The sequence below is a fragment of the Peptacetobacter sp. AB800 genome, from assembly GCF_047807365.1.
Lineage (GTDB): Bacteria > Bacillota > Clostridia > Peptostreptococcales > Peptostreptococcaceae > Peptacetobacter.
Genome location: NZ_JBLOUI010000009.1, coordinates 41,335 through 59,029, shown reverse-complemented (window position 1 = coordinate 59,029; position 17,695 = coordinate 41,335). Strand labels below are relative to the sequence as shown.

The following is a 17,695-nucleotide window of genomic DNA, read 5'->3' as shown; positions in this document are numbered from 1 at the left end:
TTCTTCTCGCCTATGCTTCGCAGCATAAACCTTGCAAGTCACTATCAAGTTCATTGGTAGCTACGCCTTTTATGGACTTTCACCACAGATTAATAGCATGCCCGTCATACCAAAAAGGAGGACAGTATCTTTGATACTGTCCTCCTAGCTGATTTTATATAATTAACTCAAGAGAGTAATTAACTAATCATTAAGATAATACTTTTGCAAAGAACTCTTTTGTTCTTTCATGTGTTGGGTTGTTAAATACCTCTTCTGGAGTATTATCTTCTATTATTTTTCCTTCATCTACAAATATAACTCTATCCGCTACTTCTTTAGCAAATCCCATTTCGTGAGTTACTATTGCCATTGTCATACCATCCTGTGCTAGTTCTTTTATAACTTCAAGAACTTCTTTAACCATTTCTGGGTCAAGTGCTGATGTAGGTTCGTCAAATAACATCATATCTGGTTCCATAGCAAGTGCTCTTGCTATAGCAATTCTCTGTTTCTGACCACCTGATAACTGTGCTGGATAAGTATCTTTTTTGTCGTAAAGTCCAACTCTTTTTAAAAGAGTTTCAGCTTTCTTTTCAGCCTCTTCTTTACTCATCTTTTTAAGAGTTATAGGAGCTAAAGTTACATTTTCTAATATTGTTTTGTGTGGGAAAAGATTGAAGTGCTGGAACACCATTCCTATGTTCTGTCTTACTTCATCTATATTTGTATTTTTATCTACTAAGTTTTTTCCTTCAAATATTATATCCCCTGATGTAGGAGTTTCTAAAAGGTTCATACATCTTAATATTGTACTTTTACCAGATCCTGATGGACCTATTATAACTAGTATTTCACCTTTTTCAATTTCTAAATCTATACCTTTTAGTACCTCGTGGTCACCAAAAGATTTATGTAAATCTTTTATCGTAATCATAATTCTCACTTTCCTTTATCTATAATTAATTTGATGCTGCCATCTTCTTTTCAAGAAGGCCAACTAGTTTTGATAGAGTAAATGTTAATACGAAGTAGATTGCCGCTGCGAATAGATATGGGCCAAAACTATCGTATGTAGCATTTTTAACTGTATTAGCAGTAAACATTATGTCGATTACTCCTATGAATGATAGTATTGCTGATTCTTTTACTAATGAAACAAATTCATTCGCTAATGATGGAAGTATGTTTTTAACTGCCTGAGGAACTATTACATGTCTCATAGTTGCCCAGTAGCTAAGTCCTAAAGATCTACTTGCTTCCATCTGACCTTTATCTACTGACTGTATTCCAGATCTCATTATCTCTGCTACGTATGCACCAGAGTTTATAGATAATGCAAAAGCACCTGCTATAAAGTCACTTGGTATTCCAAATAAACTTGGGAAATTAATTCCTATCTGTGGAAGTCCGTAATATATGATTGATAACTGTACTAAAAGTGGTGTATCACGAATTACTTCTATATATATTGTTGATAATGCTTTAAATATGCCATTTTTTGACATTTTAGCTAAGCAAAGTATAAGCCCTATTATAAAACCGAAGAATAATGCTATAAATGATATTTCTATAGTTGTTAGTGTCGATTTCATAAAGGTTGGTAAATATGGTCCTACAAAATCAAAACTCATGTTATATCTCTCCTATCCCCTTACAAAAGAATTCTTATTCTTTATCGTATTTATTTCTTATTATTCCTGAGCAGCTAAAGCTGAGTTATCTTCTAATGATTTCTGAAGATCGTTAGCTACGAAATCTTTTACTGCTTTGTTTATTGCTTCTAAGTATGCTGTGTTGTTTCCTTTTTTAACTGCTATAGCCATACTTTCTTCTGCGTCACCTTCTGGTAAGTTGAAGCTAGATAATGCTATACCATCTATCTGATTTACGTTTATTAAACCAACTGTATCATTAACTATTACTGCATCTACATTTCCATTTTTAAGTTCCATCATTAAATCTGGCACTGATTCAAGAGATTTTAATCCAGTACATCCTATTTTTTTAGCGTATGTTTCCTGTATTGAACCTTTCTGAGCTGCAACTTTCATTGATTTAACCTGATCTTCAGAAGTTATTTTATCTTCTTCACCTTCTCTTACTATAAGTACGTTTTTACCAGTGTAGTATACATCTGAGAAGTCAACATTTTCTTTTCTTTCTGGAGATGGTGACATTCCTGATATAACCATATCAACTTTGTCTGCTTTTAATGCTCCTACTAATCCATCAAATGTCATTTCTTTTACTTCTACATCTACACCTATTTCTTTTGCTACTGCATTTGCTAAGTCAACATCAACACCTGCAACTTTGTCTGCTCCGTCTTTTGTTGAATGGAATTCAAATGGTGGATAGTCAGCTGACATAGCCACTACTAATTTACCACTTTCTTTTACTGCATCTAGTTTGTCTGCTGCTTCAGAAGATTCTTTTTCTCCTCCACCACAAGCTACTAAACCTAAAGATAATACCATTGCCATTCCTAAACTTACTAATTTTTTCATTTTCATAATAATTACTCTCCTTCACGTTATAAATTTTTTTATTATTTTTTTATTTTAGTTATTATTTAAAATCAGCTTTTATATGTTACTATTTATTTTCTTTTGTTGCTAAATCTGTATTTTCTTTTAATGATTTTTCAAACTCATTAGTTTTGAAGTTGTTTACTGCTTTGTTTACTGCTTCTAAGAAAGCTTTGTTGTTGTCGTCCTGTTTTACAGCTGCTGCCATACCTTCTTCAGAATCTCCTGCTGGAAGTTCTAAGTTAGCCTGAACAAGTCCACCCATTTCCTGCATGTTTAGTATACCAACTGTGTCGTTTACTACTACTGCATCTACATTTCCATTTTTAAGTTCTGTCATAACATCTGGTATAGCTTCAAGAGATTTTATAGAAGTACATCCAAGTTTTGTTACATATGCTTCCTGTATTGAACCTTTCTGAACTGCTATTTTAAGATTTTTTAATTCATCTACTGATTTTATTTTATCTTCTTCTCCTTCTTTAACTGCTACTATGTTTTTACCAGTGTAGTATAAATCTGTGAAGTCTACGCTTTTTTCTCTTTCTGGAGTTGGAGACATTCCTGAAAGTACGATATCTATTTTATCTGCTTTTAATGCTCCTATAAGTCCATCAAATGTTATTTCTTTGAATTCTGCCTCTACTCCTAATTCTTCAGCGATTGCTTCTCCTAGATCTTTATCAACTCCTGCTATTTCATCTGAGCCATTAGCTGTTGAGTGGAACTCAAATGGTGGGTAGTCTGGATATATACCTACAACTAATTTTCCACTTTCTTTTACCTGTTCTAATTTGTCTGATGTCGATGAAGTTGAAGCTTCTTTATCTTCTCCTCCACTGCAAGCTACTAAGCCTAAAGATAATACCATTGCCATTCCTAAGCTGATTAATTTTTTCATTTTCATATGAAACCACTCCTTTTTTTAATTTTTCCTTTTTTTGTTTTTTAGTTTTTTGGTATTTTGGTAGTTTGTCGCCAATCTGAATTGGTAGTTCAGATACAACTGTCCAGTTTTAAGTAATAAAAAAAGTCCCCTAGCTAATTTTACTTAGCTAAGAGACGAATTAACCGCGTTACCACTCTTATTGATAGGTTTAAATACTATGTAGTAATTAGTGAATTCTTTTTAGTCTTTCGAATTTGGAAATAAAAAAATCTCTTAGTCCGAAGACTAAGAGACGAATTAACCGCGTTACCACTCTTATTGATAAGTATTTCTACCTACCCTCTCAAACCCTTAAGGCGGGCGACCTAATTCCATACTATTATTTCTGGAATTCTCCTCAAAAGTTCTCTTCACTCTATACTTCATTATCGGACTCACACCAAACTCCGACTCGCTGGAAATCCATTATAGGCTACTCTCTTTGTCACTGGATTTATATGTCTTTCAGTTGTTGATTATTATTATACTTTTACTATTTTATTTTGTCAACAATTTTTTGAAAATTTTTTTACTTCTTTATTTTTACCCTTTTATTTGTATCTTCCATCTCTTTTACAAATCTAGATACCTGTATTTTTTTTGAGTATCTATTTTTAGGAGAACTTATACAAACATTATTTTTCGCTCTTGTAACCGCTACATACATGAGTCTTCTTTCTTCCTCTATCTGAGATTCTTTTTTATCATCATCTTCAATATCATATGTCTTTTCATGTGGAGAAATTCCTTCACTTGCTCCGATAACATATACATTTTCAAACTCAAGCCCTTTTGCGCTGTGCATTGTAGTAAATATTACTCCATCTTGCTGCGAATTTAAAGTGTTTTCTTCTGCCTTTTTCTTTATCATTTCAATATGCTCTAAAAATTCTTTTATCGTTTTGAAATTTACAGCAGAGCTTTCAAATTCATTCATTATCTCTATAATTCCAGCTGGCTTAATTTTTCTATTTTGACAGTAATCCAGAATATATCTATCATAATCCAAAGTGGACCTTATATATGATATCGCGTACTTAGGCTGCAAAGTTTTTATATATCCCATATCTATATCTAGTTCTTCTAAAGTCCTAATCTGTATCTTTTTTAAATCACATTCAGACATAAGGCATCCGATAAAGTTTTTAGACGCCTTTGCCTTTGATATAGCTACTTTTGGAATATATCTAAGAGGTCTATTGATTATTCTCTCCCAATCTATATTCCTATTAGGATCTAATGCCAATTTTAAATATGATATAATGTCACAAATAGCCCAATGACTGTATATAGTCACTACAGAATCTTTTACACTAAAAGGAATTCTCATATTCATAAATACATCTACAAGAGCTCTCGACTGTATATTTGTCCTGTATATGACTGCATATTCGCTGTATTCATCGTCATTTTCTTGTACTTTTTTCTGAATTTCCTTAGCTATAAATGTAGCTTCTTCTTCTGGATCGTATGGCTCTATATATCTAACAGAAGCCCCTTCCCCAGACGCACATTTTATAGTCTTCTCAAATCTATTTAAGTTGTTTTTAATTAAGCTATTTGATATATCTATTATCTCTTTTTTAGAACGATAATTTACCTCAAGAAAAATTTTCTCAGTCCCTTCAAAGTACCTTTCAAATTCTAAAAGGAAATCTGGTCTAGCTCCTCTAAATCCATAAATACTCTGGTCCTCATCTCCCACAGCAAATATATTATTTAAAGGATTTGCAATCATTCTTATAATCTCAAACTGTACTCTATTTATATCCTGAAACTCATCTATAAGTATGTATTTATATACATTTCTAACAAATTCCAATCTATTTGGATATTCTTTAAGCATATAATATGTTCTAATGAGCATATCGTCAAAGTCTATCTTTCTCACATTTTCTTTATATGCCTCATACATAGAATATACTCTTGTAAAATCATCTTTTGTAAGTACATCCGAATTGAAATCAGAAGGACTCATTAGCTCATTTTTTATATATGAAATCTCTGTCATTATCTGAGTAATTGTATCATCGTCATCTGTATTTTCTATTTTTAAATTTTTTATTATATTTTTTATAGCGTATCTTTTCTCTTTATCATCGACTATACTTTTTAGCTGCAGATTTTCAAAATATCTCAACATCCTAAAAAATACAGAGTGGAAAGTACCACATGTAACTTTAGCTAATCTCACATTATTAGATATTGCCATTAATCTATTTTTCATTTCCATAGATGAAGCCTTTGTAAAACTTATCGCCAATATCCTAGCTCCTGGAATATTTTTGTTGATAACCATATTTGCAATTCTATATGTTATAACTCTAGTCTTTCCAGAACCTGGACCTGCAAGAACCATACATGGACCTTCTATATGTTGTACAGCCTTTAATTGATTTTCATTTAAACTATCTAAATTCATACACCTCTCCTCCTTTCTTAAAATTCTTATCTATTATAATTATCTACATCTATTCTTATTTTTATATCTATTCATTTACAGTCGTAAGCGTCGATATTGTTTTTAATTCCTCTAGTACGTATGGAGAGTTATCCTGTGAGGTCATTACGGTTATTAAATCGCCATGTATAAGCGTTAAATCACCTTTTGGAATTATTTCCTTTTCTCCTCTATTTACAGCAACTATTAAAGATGTTTCCGGCCATTTTATCTCTTTTATCTTTTTACCATCTGCCATACAATCCATATCTATTGAAACTTCAAGCAATGTTTTCTGTTTAGACGCACCTTTATATTCGTTTGCACTGTGTTCTCTAGCAAGAAGTCTATCAAGTAGGCTTTCATATATAGGTTCTCCTTTTAATACATCTGCTGTCAACTGCGCAACTACACTGACTATTGCAAGTGGTAGTAAATGAGCAAGAGATCCCGTCATTTCAGAAATTAGTATTATACCTGTTATTGGTGCTTTTACTATTGCTGCGAAATGTCCTGCCATTGCAAGTACAACAAAGTTCATTATATATATAGTAGGAATTCCAAGATATCTTATTGATATAAGTCCAACTATATTTCCTACAAGTGCACCAAGTACTAAAAGTGGGAAGAATATCCCTCCTGGCACTCCTGAACCAAAACATACAAATGTAAAAATAAATTTAACCACTAAAAATACAACTAATGTCATAAGCATAAAATCTGTGCTCTGAAGCTCCATTATTAGCTCATGTCCCCCACCTGTAAGTATTGGAGAAATCATACCTATAACACCTGTAACAAAGAATGGTATCATTATCTTTACATATCTATTTAATTTACTTTCTTTAAACATCTTTTGAGTTTTTAATATTCCACTATTGAATATAACACCACTAATTCCTACTGCTATTCCTAATATTATAAGTACCCAATAATATTTTATAGGCATTATATTTAACTGATTGAATTTTAAAGATGGGATTATCCCAAAGAATTGCTTTGCAACACAGTCCGCAGTAAGTGATGCAATCATAGCAGATAATAAAATCATCGGAGAAAAGTTTTTATGTGCCTCTTCAAGCGCAAACATAACACCAGACATAGGTGCATTAAATGCTGCTGAAAGACCTGCACTAGCACCACAGGTAGTTAGATACACTTCTTCATAGTCTGGCTTCTTCCCTCTTTTAGAGAATTCTTCACCTATACATCCACCCATCTGAACAGAAGGACCCTCTCTACCTACAGAAAGACCTGCTCCTAAGCAGATTACTCCCCCTACAAACTTATAAAATAATACCTTCATCCGGTTTATGCTTAATTTTCTTGAAAGTATTCCCTCTAACTGTGGTATACCACTTCCCGAAATCATAGGCTCTTTCTTTACAAATTCTGCAACTACAAAAGCCGATGCCGCAAGTAATATAAACACCGCTGGTATCATCAACATATTTTTATCTGCGTATCCGTAAATATAATTAAAAAATACAGCTAATTTTGACGCTAATATTCTATAAACAACTATAACAACACCTGTTATTATTCCGACCATAAGTGAATCCAAAATAAGCCTATTTTTTATAGTTCTAGTCCTCTGAAATATATCAGAAATCTTTAATCCTTTTCCGTCCATAAGTCACCTCTCGTATCATTATCTTTTAATTTATGTTTAATTTTTTCTTTACTTAGAATTTACACACTCTATTAGTATATCATAAATTTTCTTAAAAAAAGATTTTGTCATTATTCCAAAAGTTTTTATTTATAACATCTCTATAAATATAATAAAAAAGCGAGTAGATTACCAAAATTCTACTCACTTTTTTATTATTACTAATTTTTACAATAAAAAAAGACCTTTTAAAAAGGTCTTCACACTGGCGGAGAAGGAGGGATTCGAACCCTCGCACCGGTGTTACCCAGCCTAAACCCTTAGCAGGGGCTCCTCTTATAGCCTCTTGAGTACTTCTCCAGATACTCTTTATATTCTATATTATTAAACTAACTTAGTCAATATCTTTTAATATAGAAACGGCTATAATCTATTTATTTTCTTAATATTATTTAATTACTTAGTAAATTTTTCATATTCTTCTCTACTCACTATTGTTTCAGCTGTATGTGAATCAGATCCTAAAACAGTTTTTATATCGTATTTATCAGCTAATTCTTTTAAATATCCTGAAACATATATCTCACCACAGTATGGCTTTCTAATTCCAGATACATTTAAATCAAGCTCAAATTCATTTTCTTTTAATGCTTTCATTATATCTTCTAAAATATCTTGTTCACTATAATCATACTCAAACACCTTGCAGAATTTTCTTATTAGGTTTAGATGACCAAATCTCTTTGGTTTATACTCTCCTAAATTAGCTTCTATAGCTTTTTTAACAGTTTCATAGTATTTACCATAAAGCTTGTCAACTCCTCCTGCTAAATCTGAAATTCTTTTAAATTCCTCTGGGCTATAATCAATACATACAAATTCACCACAAACCTTCATATTATGTACAGAAAGCAAAGCATCATCCAATCTCTTTCCGTATTTTTCTAAATTATTTTTTATCTGTTCTTCATAGCCTTCAAGATAATCTACTTCAGTACCAACATTTATCTTTATCTTATCCCGATATTTCTTTTTCATTTCCTCAGCCTCATCTAAATACCGTTCAAAAGCTTCAACAGAAGGTGTGCTATCCTGCTCTGGAGATGGATCTACAAACCCATCTGGTAATGGAAAATGCTCGGTAAAACTTATCTCATCGTATCCGTTTTTTATAGCATTTTCTATGTACATTTCAAAAGAATCATTTGTCCCGTGAGGACAATAATGTGAATGTATATGACCGTCTTTCACAAAAATCACCTCTCTAAAAATATTTTTTATATTTCAATTCCAGCCATTTTTATAATTTCAGGAATATTTTTTTCTGCTCCAACAGACATTATATGAACGCCATCGCATAATTTTTCTTCTTTTAGTTTCTTAATAAACTCTGCGGCGATTTTCATTCCCTCTTCCCTATAATTTTCTTTTCCAACAGACTCCATTCGCTCTATTATATACTCTGGAACATCCACACCTGGAATATTTTTATTTAAAAATCTAGCCATTCCAGGAGATTTTAAAGGAATAATTCCTATAAGAACCTTACACTCAAAATTCTTAGTTCTTCTTCTAAATTCTCTCACTGTTTCTATATCAAAAACAGCTTGTGTCTGGAAAAATTTTGCTCCAGCAGCTATTTTCTTTATCATTTTTATGATTTGAATCTCAATCGGAACAAATCCCGGAGATACAGCAGCACCCATATAAAACTTTGGATGTCCTTTTAATTCATTGTGATTCATGTCCTTTCCAATAGATATGTACTCAGCAGCTTTTAATATATTTATACTATCCAAGTCGAATACATTTTTCGCTTGAGGATGGTCTCCCTTGCTAGTATGGTCCCCTGTTATAGCAAATAGATTTTCTATACCAAAAATTCCTGCTGATAAAAGCTCCCCTTGTATTGCAATTCTATTTCTATCTCTACCTGTCATCTGCAAAACTGGTTCTATTCCATTATCTTTTAATATCTTACAAGTTACAAGTGATGTCGAGCGTACAACAGCTGATTGAAAATCCGTTACATTAACTGCATCTACTTTTCCCTTTAATACTTCTATACACTCCATAACATGAGAAATATCTGTTCCCTTAGGAGGTGCTATTTCACACGTTATAGTAAATTTTCCACTTTCTAGTGACTCTTGTAATCTACTCATTAGCGTTTCCTCCTATCATTCAATTCCTTCATAGTTATATCTCTTTTTCTATTTAGTTTAGAGTAATCTCTTTCATCTCTAACTTTTAATAGATTTTCAAGTTGGTTTAATCTTTCTAGTCTTTTATATATTTTTACCCATGCACAGCTATATTCTGGATTTACCTCACATCTTCCATCTTTGTCAGCTCCACCACAAGCACCATTTAATAATCCTTTTGAGCAAGATGTGACAGGGCAAATTCCTCCAGTCCAAGCAAGTTGACAATCTCCACATGCTCTACATGCTTCCTCATATCTCCCCAACATCTGAACCTCACCAATAAACAGCGTGTCATTTGCTGGATAAACTGGCTTATATTCCATAACTTTTGCTATAGTCTGCGTTCCATCTCCACAAGCCATAGATAAAATAGAGTCTGTGTTCTGAATAATATCCATAAATTCCTCTAAATCTCTTTTAGTTTTTGAAAGTGTACATGCTGGGTCTAATATAGTGGTTCCTGTTATTACTTTACCTTCCCGTTCAAGGAGTTTTTTCATAGCTTGAACCTGCTCTTCTCCACCACTTTTACAAACTGTTGCACATTTTCCACAGCCGATTATAAATACAGTCTTATCATCTTTTAAAAACTCTTTTATCTCATCAAATGGTTTATTTCCCGAAATAATCATATTTTGCAACCCCCTTTATCTCAATATTTTTAGTTTTTTAACTTTAATTTATTATCTATTTAATAATTATAATATATTTAATTTTTTTATATATGTGTTTATAAAAAATCAACCTGCGCAAAATACACGCAGGTTTTTATTTTATTTATGTTTTTAATCTTATAAATTTACATTAAATATTATTTTGTTTTTTACAAGCTCTTATAACATGTTCAGCTAGTACAGATGTAGTAACAGATCCTACACCAGCTGGCACTGGAGTAACCATACTTGCAGTACCTAAAACAGATTCAGTATCCACATCTCCACATAGATTTCCACATTCATCTACATTTATACCTACATCTATCACAGTAGCTCCTTCTTTTATATAAGAGTTGTCCACCATTTTTGCTCTACCTATAGCTGCTATAAGTATATCAGCTTTCTTAGCCTCATCTGCCAGATTTTCTGTCTTAGAATGACATACTGTAACAGTTGCATTTTCTCCCATAAGCATCATTGATACTGGTTTACCTACTATCAACGATCTTCCAAGCACAACCGCTTTTTTCCCTGATAATTCTATACCGTAATACTTTAAAATTTTCATAACAGCCTCAGGAGTACATGGAGCATATCCAGATTTATCTCCTTCAAATAGCTTAGCTGAGTTTATAGGATTGAAACAATCCACATCTTTTTCAGCATCTATAACATATTTTACTTTGTTTTCATCTACATGTTTAGGAAGTGGTCTTAGACAAAGTATCCCACTTACAGATTTGTCTTTATTTAAATCTTCTATAGCATTTATGTAACCCTCTTCAGATACGTCTGATTTTAGAATAATATTTTTAACATCTATACCTATCTTGCCACATCTATTCATAGCTCCTCTTTCATAAGACATATCATCTGGATTTTCTCCTACTCTAACTATAGCTAGACTTGGTTCTATTCCAGCATTTTTTAAATTTTTAACTTCTTCTATTAAATTTTCGGTTATCTCATCGGCAACCGGCTTTCCTTTTATTATATTAGTTTCCATACTATTCCTCCATAATTTCTACTACTCTTTCAAAGACTTGGTCACATATAGCAATTCCTTCTTCTACTATTTCGTTTACCTCTTTAGAAATTTTGTCGGCATATTCTCTATCCTTCATAGATTTTGTATTAATCTTTACATTTAATTTAGATCCAAGTAGACATGCTCTTAAACATTGAACTCCTACCCCTATATCACTTATGACTATCTTAGATGATTTATCTACTATATCCTCATGTATTTTTATAGCTTTAAAACAAACTTTAGCAGCCTTATATGGTATTTCGCACGCCTGTTTTAATACTACTTCCATTCTTTTTGTTTTAAATTCTCTTTCCTCTTCTGTCGATGTTGGTAGCCCATAAGTCTGAGAAAGTGGCATAAAGCACGCTGCATCCTTATCAACCATAGATAGTAATTCTGCTTCTATCTCTTTCGCCTCTTTTAATAATTCTTTTATCTCATCTTCATATTCTGCGTATTTCTTCTTACCTATTGTAAGATTTGCCACCATATTTCCAAGTGCCACACCTATCGCTCCGACAAAAGCAGCAGCGCCACCCCCACCAGGAACTGGCTCTCTTGAAGAAAGAACTTCTATAAATTCTACGCAGCTTTTATCTACTATATTCAATAATCAGCACCTCTTCTCTTTCTCAATTTTCTAACTTTTTAATCTTGTATTATATTATATCAATTTAGACACTATACTTAAATATTTTTTATATAAATTTATAATTTTTTCATTTTAATGTTATTTTTCAAAAATAAAACACCAAGCTAAAAAATATAACTTGGTGTCCTTTTAAATGTATTATTACTTTAGTATTATGCATTTGATTTATTTTTTTTATCGTTATATATTTTCTTGAACATATATATAGCAACTGTAAGAGCAAATAATATCATTAGCCCTGTTACAAATAATTTTGCTCCACCAGTAAGCATTCCACCTACATAAGAGTAAACTATTGTCGCTGGCAACTGACCTAATCCAGTAGCTATAAAGAAAGGCATAAATTTCATTGAAGTAAGACCTGCTGCATAACTTACTATGTCAAATGACATAAATGGAAGTAATCTACAAACTAATATAGTATATTTCCCATATTTATCAAAGAATTCGTCTATACTGTTTATAGCCATTTTACTAGTAAGCTTTTCAACAACATCTCTTCCTAAGAATTTAGCTATAAAGAAGCATAGCGCTGCTCCTGCCATTGCACTTGACCAAGATAGTATAGCTCCCCATACCCAACCAAATAACGCTGCATTTGCAAATGTTATTAAAAATGCTGGAAGTGGTGCAGCTACTGATTGAAGTAGCATAAGTAAGAATGAAATTATTGGAGCCCAAATTCCAAATGAAAGTATGTATTGTTTTATTGATTCCAAATCTAAACTAGATAAGTAAAATACCATCTGATTTACAAATGTTTTTACAGGTGTTACAAAGAAATAGATAGCAAATACTAATAATACCGCACCTACTCTTGTGATTAATTTTTTCTTATTTTCTTTAGTCATTATACATTCCCTTCTACATATAAATTTTTTAATCTTGCTCTATACCTTTAATAATACTATAGTAATTGTATTTTATATTATATTAATTTTCTATATATATTATAAGTTTTATTTATATTATCTATATTTATTTAAAATAACATTTTATATGAAGTTAATATTTTTTTCTATTATACTATAGATAATTTCTATTTCAAAATTTATATACTCTCCTATATAATTATTTTAGAAATTAAAATAATTATATAGGAGGAGGCTTAAATATGAAAGTTGCTTACATATTTAATAGTACAAATACACACAAAATATTAGACAAAATGATAATACCACAGCTTGAAACAGATTCACATGTTGCTGAAGTTGCAGGAATGTTTTTCTTTATGGATAATACTTTATTCCTTTCTAAAGGAAACCCAATAGGAGAAAGATTAAGTAAAATACGGGAAAAAACTGGTATGATACTTATGGCATGTGATCAATGTGCAATAGAAAGAGGAATACAGGATAATCTTGTAGATGGTGCTACAATTGGATGTTTCCCTAACCTTTATACTTGTTTAGGAAGTGCTGGAATAGATCAAGTTATAACATTATAGTAAAGTTAAAACTATAAATAAAAAGACTAGTTATTATTGATTTTTATCAATTCAACTAGTCTTTTTTACATATATTATACCTCAAATGTATAATATGATTCTTCTATAGCCTCATCTAAATTGTATGCATATACATCTGGGTCATTTTCTTTTCCCGCTGCTTTAAGCCATGCTTCTAAATCATTCTTCGTCCAGAAGAAGTTCATTATGTTTCAACAAGCATTTGCCCAATCAGTATTCTTTAAAAGGTCTACATGTATTATATACATTCCTGGATTGTTTGTATACAATACTTTTCCATTATCAACTTTTAATTCTATTTCTTTTCCTGTTGCCACACACATAGAATTTATTGTTGCTGGTTGTTTAAATGTATAACTTGTCCCTATAGAGTCTATTGCACACATAGCACAAAAGCTTCTTCCATCTTCAAGTGTTATTCTATGATTTGTTGGTTTTCCAGATACTGGGAATATAAATGTTATTTCATCATCTATAACAACCATTACATTTGTATCTATAAACTGTTTAAAAGTAGCATCTATAGTTTCTTCACTACTTTCCATATGTTCTTTAACCCATTTTTTTGCAAGTTCTATATTTACAGAACCACCATTATCTATTATACAATCCATTATAGATATTCTTATTGCCTTCTGTTCATCAGTAAGACATCTATATTTTTCATATTTATTCAATTTTACACCTCATTTTATTATTTAGTTTTCAATATTATTCTTCTTTATCTCCGTAACATTCAGAAAGGATTGCTGTAAGCTCTTCTTTGTAGTTTATATATTTTTCGTCTTTTCTATCTCTAGGTCTTTCCATATCTATTTTTAAATCTTTTATTATCTCACCTTTATTTCTAGACATAACTACAACTCTATCACTCATATATACAGCTTCATCTACATCATGAGTTACCATTACAGCTGTTATTTTATTTTTCATCCATATCTTTTCAAGTTCTTCTTGTAAATTCTGTCTCATTCTAAAGTCTATTGCCCCTAAAGGTTCATCCATTAGAAGTACTTTTGGATTACAAGCAAGTGCCCTCATTACAGCAACTCTCTGCTTCATACCTCCAGATAGCTGGTGCGGATACATTTTCTCTTTTCCCTGTAAATCAGATAATTCTAAAAGCTCCTGAAGTCTTTTCTCTATTTCATCTTTATGCATCTTCTGTCTTTTCATAGGGAAAATTATATTTTCTTTTATTGTTTTCCAAGGGAATAAAGCATAGTTTTGGAATACAAATGCTCTATCTATTCCTGGCTTACTTACTTCTTTTCCATCTACAAATATCTTTCCAGATTCTGCATGCTGAAAACCACCTATTATAGTTAATAGAGTAGTTTTACCACATCCTGATGGACCTAATAGTGAAACAAATTCACCTTCATTCACTTTTAAACTTATATTTTCTAATACTTTATTTTCTACTTTATCATTGATAAATGTTTTATTTATATTTTCTACTCTTAATTCCATTATTCTGCGAACCTCCATTTACATAGAAGTTTATTTACATATTTTAAAACACGGTCTATTAAAAATCCTATTATAGCCGCAAATATCATAAGCCCAATTAGTATGTGTGTCTGCATTAAAGTTTGAGCCTGTACCATAGAGTAACCGATCCCGGCACTCGTAGCTATGAACTCGGCTCAGATAACAGACATCCAACCATTACTTATTGCCAGTCTTGCTCCTGTAAGTATATCAGGAAGTGCTGCTGGGAATATAACATCCTTAAATATAATAAATGGAGATGCTCCCATACTTTTCGCTGCATTATAGTAATCCTTTGATATAGTTCTAACTCCATGAATAGTATTTAATACTATAGAGAATATACCTGAGAATGCTATTAAGAATATAGTAGGTCCGTCACCTATCCCAAACCATACTATTGTTAGTGGTACCCAAGACATTATTGGAACCTGTCTAACTGAGTCTATAACTGGTGAAAGAACTTTTTCACAAGTACTTGAGAACCCCATAATAAATCCTATTGGTAATCCTATTACTAAGGCATATCCAAAACCTTTCATAACTCTTTGCATAGTTATAAATACATTTTTTATTGTCTCTGGATCAGTAAGACAATATAAAAATCCTTCAATAACTTTTGAAGGCATTGGTAAAAGAAGGTCACTTCCAAGGTCTTTAGCTGTAAAATGCCATAAAAGGTATATTCCAACTAAAAGAGCTATTCTATAAAAAATTTCTAGCATAGATTTCTTGGAAACAAACGTCTTTTTTAGTTTATTTTTAGAAACTCCAGTTTGCAATTTTCTATTACCCCCATGTCTTTTTTTTCTAGTTTTATATTTTTATAATTTTCTATAGCTTTTTTTAATTTATTTTTATCGCTTATATCATCTACACTTTTATTGTACAGTTTTTTAAATATTTCATAGTTATCTGTTTTTTTAAATTCTTTATTCACCACTAATACATACGTATCAAAATCCTTATTAGTAGCACAAGACTTTTTATTCCCTTCAATAGATAAAGATTTGATAACATCCATTACCCCACCATCTACTTTATTACTCTCTATACTATATGGCAGTGCATTTGCTAATAAATGTTTTACCTTAGCATTTGGATAATATTCCTTAACTAACTCATCTTGATATTTTCTATTTTGAACAGTACCCATTACATTTGGATTCTCATCACTTAATAAAAATACATCTGAATTTTTTACAACAGTTCCTACTATTTCAAAATTTTTTTCTGTTTGTACATATTTTTCTGCGGCATCTTTACATATTATAGCCATATCCATTTCATCCGAAGACAGTGCCCACTGCATACTAGCCGTTCAGCAGTCAGCTATAGAATATGAATCAATAATATTTTCAGATTCAACATTTTCAAAATAATTTTTATCTTGCATATAATTTAATATCAGACCTGATGTATCATCCGATACACCAAGTCTGATATTTCCTGTTATTTTTTCAGTTTTAAAATTAAATAAAACGATAAAAGCAAATATAAAAATTATAGAAAGTATTTTTACAATATCTTTTATCTTCATTTTTATAGCTTATATTATTCTTTTATTGATAAAGCTTTTTCTTTCCAAGTTTCATAATCCATGCCCTGTGGGAATACTGGATCTACTTTTTCTTTTATAAATGTATCAAAATCATCAGCACCACAAGATTTTAATATTGAATCATCAACAACTTCTTCATATGAAGGTATTTCTTCTAATGCATTTAAATCTTTGTACATTTTAAGGTTATTTTTATAAGCTGTTCCATCACCTATATCCCAAGTAAGAGTTCTACCTTCTCCTACAGTCTTTTTGTATATAGTCATCATACCAACTTCTTCATCAACATCGTAGTATTCAGCGAATATTTTTGCTGCCTGAGCTGGATGAGTGTATATATATTCTATAGCTTTAGTATGTGCAAGCATTAATTTTTCAGCTAATTCTGGATTTTCTTTTACAAAGTTTGTATTTAAGGCGAATGAACAACAGTTATATTCTGTTCCATCTTTTTCTTTATACTGAGTTGATGCTACTATTTTACCTGTTCCTTCAAATTCTGCAACTGATCCCCAAGGGTCACAAGCTGTAAAAGCATCTATTTTACCAGTTTTCATTGCTAAGTAAGCATCTTTACTTGAATCCATATTTATTATTTCATACTTAGATGCATCTACAGGAAGTCCTGTTTCTGGACCGTAGTCACTCTGCCATAAAAAGTCAGACATATCTGTAGCTATTTTTTTACCTATAAGTTCTTTTGGATCACTGTATTTGTTTGACATTATTAAGAATTCTGATCCACCTTTATGGTTATTTGCTCCTACAACTATTGGAGAACCTTTTGGTATTGCACCACAAAGACCTCTTGTACCTATGTAACCAGCATCCATCTGTCCAGCTGCCATAGCTTCAGGAACTTTCCCATTACCTACTGTTTTTACATTAAGTCCTAATTCTTTGTATATTCCAGCAGCTTCTGCAACTGGTGCTGCTGTCATGTGGTCACAGTTATAGTAACCTACTGTTATTTTTTTGCTAGTATCTCCACCTTCTGTACTAGCTTCTTTTTTACCACATCCTGTTAATGCAGTCATACCTATAACACCAACAAGACCTAGCGTCATTAATTTTTTCGCTAATTTCATATTTTCCTCCTAAATATATAATTATTATTTCCATAAAGAGCTTTTGCTC

Annotated in this window: 18 protein-coding genes, 1 tRNA gene and 1 other annotated feature; of the genes, 1 reads left to right on the top strand and 18 read right to left on the bottom strand. The window is 31.5% G+C overall.

Features of this window, described 5'->3' with window-relative positions; all coding sequences use genetic code 11:
• Positions 1-190: 190 nt before the first annotated feature.
• The 13 genes from ACK2WN_RS04805 to ACK2WN_RS04745 all read right to left on the bottom strand — a co-directional run bounded on the left by ACK2WN_RS04805 (position 191) and on the right by ACK2WN_RS04745 (position 12,886).
• Positions 191-916 carry an amino acid ABC transporter ATP-binding protein gene (locus tag ACK2WN_RS04805; RefSeq protein WP_329998603.1) on the bottom strand — a complete coding sequence of 242 codons (726 nt, stop codon included), beginning with the start codon at positions 914-916 and terminating at the stop codon, positions 191-193.
• Between the two features lie 25 nt (positions 917-941).
• On the bottom strand, positions 942-1,613 hold the full coding sequence (locus tag ACK2WN_RS04800) for an amino acid ABC transporter permease (RefSeq protein ID WP_006440706.1): 672 nt from the start codon (positions 1,611-1,613) through the stop codon (positions 942-944).
• A 60-nt stretch (positions 1,614-1,673) separates the two neighbouring features.
• Entirely contained in the window at positions 1,674-2,495 is an 822-nt protein-coding gene (locus ACK2WN_RS04795) for a transporter substrate-binding domain-containing protein (protein WP_300528216.1), read from the bottom strand.
• A gap of 82 nt (positions 2,496-2,577) precedes the next feature.
• Complete coding sequence (locus ACK2WN_RS04790) at positions 2,578-3,417, bottom strand: transporter substrate-binding domain-containing protein (RefSeq protein WP_416154963.1); 840 nt, start codon at positions 3,415-3,417, stop codon at positions 2,578-2,580.
• 267 nt (positions 3,418-3,684) lie between these two features.
• Positions 3,685-3,896 (bottom strand) — a binding site (T-box leader).
• Between the two features lie 71 nt (positions 3,897-3,967).
• Positions 3,968-5,860 carry an ATP-dependent helicase gene (locus ACK2WN_RS04785; RefSeq protein WP_416154962.1) on the bottom strand — a complete coding sequence of 631 codons (1,893 nt, stop codon included), beginning with the start codon at positions 5,858-5,860 and terminating at the stop codon, positions 3,968-3,970.
• A 67-nt stretch (positions 5,861-5,927) separates the two neighbouring features.
• Positions 5,928-7,511, bottom strand: a complete 1,584-nt coding sequence (locus ACK2WN_RS04780; RefSeq protein ID WP_416154961.1) for a ClC family H(+)/Cl(-) exchange transporter — start codon at positions 7,509-7,511, stop codon at positions 5,928-5,930.
• Positions 7,512-7,756: 245 nt separating this feature from the next.
• A tRNA-Ser gene (locus ACK2WN_RS04775) sits at positions 7,757-7,850 on the bottom strand.
• A gap of 96 nt (positions 7,851-7,946) precedes the next feature.
• On the bottom strand, positions 7,947-8,741 hold the full coding sequence (hisJ, locus tag ACK2WN_RS04770) for a histidinol-phosphatase HisJ (RefSeq protein ID WP_416154960.1): 795 nt from the start codon (positions 8,739-8,741) through the stop codon (positions 7,947-7,949).
• Between the two features lie 26 nt (positions 8,742-8,767).
• Entirely contained in the window at positions 8,768-9,655 is an 888-nt protein-coding gene (locus tag ACK2WN_RS04765; RefSeq protein ID WP_416154959.1) for a methylenetetrahydrofolate reductase, read from the bottom strand.
• Complete coding sequence (locus tag ACK2WN_RS04760; protein ID WP_300528231.1) at positions 9,655-10,329, bottom strand: methylenetetrahydrofolate reductase C-terminal domain-containing protein; 675 nt, start codon at positions 10,327-10,329, stop codon at positions 9,655-9,657. Before ACK2WN_RS04760 ends, ACK2WN_RS04765 begins: the two co-directional genes overlap by 1 nt.
• Before the next feature lie 172 nt (positions 10,330-10,501).
• Entirely contained in the window at positions 10,502-11,359 is an 858-nt protein-coding gene (locus tag ACK2WN_RS04755; RefSeq protein ID WP_416154958.1) for a bifunctional 5,10-methylenetetrahydrofolate dehydrogenase/5,10-methenyltetrahydrofolate cyclohydrolase, read from the bottom strand.
• 1 nt (position 11,360) lies between these two features.
• Positions 11,361-11,993 carry a cyclodeaminase/cyclohydrolase family protein gene (locus tag ACK2WN_RS04750; protein ID WP_300528236.1) on the bottom strand — a complete coding sequence of 211 codons (633 nt, stop codon included), beginning with the start codon at positions 11,991-11,993 and terminating at the stop codon, positions 11,361-11,363.
• Between the two features lie 194 nt (positions 11,994-12,187).
• On the bottom strand, positions 12,188-12,886 hold the full coding sequence (locus ACK2WN_RS04745; protein ID WP_201416752.1) for a TVP38/TMEM64 family protein: 699 nt from the start codon (positions 12,884-12,886) through the stop codon (positions 12,188-12,190).
• Positions 12,887-13,149: 263 nt separating this feature from the next.
• On the opposite strand from ACK2WN_RS04745, the gene saoD reads away from it, so the two are divergent.
• Positions 13,150-13,482, top strand: coding sequence for a DsrE-related protein SaoD (gene saoD / locus ACK2WN_RS04740; protein WP_300528242.1), 333 nt, complete (start codon positions 13,150-13,152; stop codon positions 13,480-13,482).
• Between the two features lie 74 nt (positions 13,483-13,556).
• Here the strand turns inward: saoD and saoL are convergent, their stop codons facing one another.
• From saoL to saoX, 5 genes are read right to left on the bottom strand one after another with little or no spacing between them, the layout of a single operon-like run.
• Positions 13,557-14,180, bottom strand: a complete 624-nt coding sequence (saoL, locus tag ACK2WN_RS04735) for a MerB-like organometallic lyase SaoL (protein WP_416154957.1) — start codon at positions 14,178-14,180, stop codon at positions 13,557-13,559.
• Positions 14,181-14,214: 34 nt separating this feature from the next.
• Complete coding sequence (gene saoA, locus ACK2WN_RS04730) at positions 14,215-14,976, bottom strand: ABC transporter ATP-binding protein SaoA (protein ID WP_006440691.1); 762 nt, start codon at positions 14,974-14,976, stop codon at positions 14,215-14,217.
• Positions 14,976-15,722, bottom strand: a complete 747-nt coding sequence (gene saoP / locus ACK2WN_RS04725; protein ID WP_243411984.1) for an ABC transporter permease subunit SaoP — start codon at positions 15,720-15,722, stop codon at positions 14,976-14,978. Before saoP ends, saoA begins: the two co-directional genes overlap by 1 nt.
• Positions 15,723-15,748: 26 nt before the next feature.
• Complete coding sequence (gene saoB, locus ACK2WN_RS04720; RefSeq protein ID WP_416154956.1) at positions 15,749-16,537, bottom strand: ABC transporter substrate-binding (seleno)protein SaoB; 789 nt, start codon at positions 16,535-16,537, stop codon at positions 15,749-15,751.
• Between the two features lie 14 nt (positions 16,538-16,551).
• Complete coding sequence (gene saoX / locus ACK2WN_RS04715; protein WP_416154955.1) at positions 16,552-17,646, bottom strand: ABC transporter substrate-binding subunit SaoX; 1,095 nt, start codon at positions 17,644-17,646, stop codon at positions 16,552-16,554.
• Between the last annotated feature and the right edge of the window lie 49 nt (positions 17,647-17,695).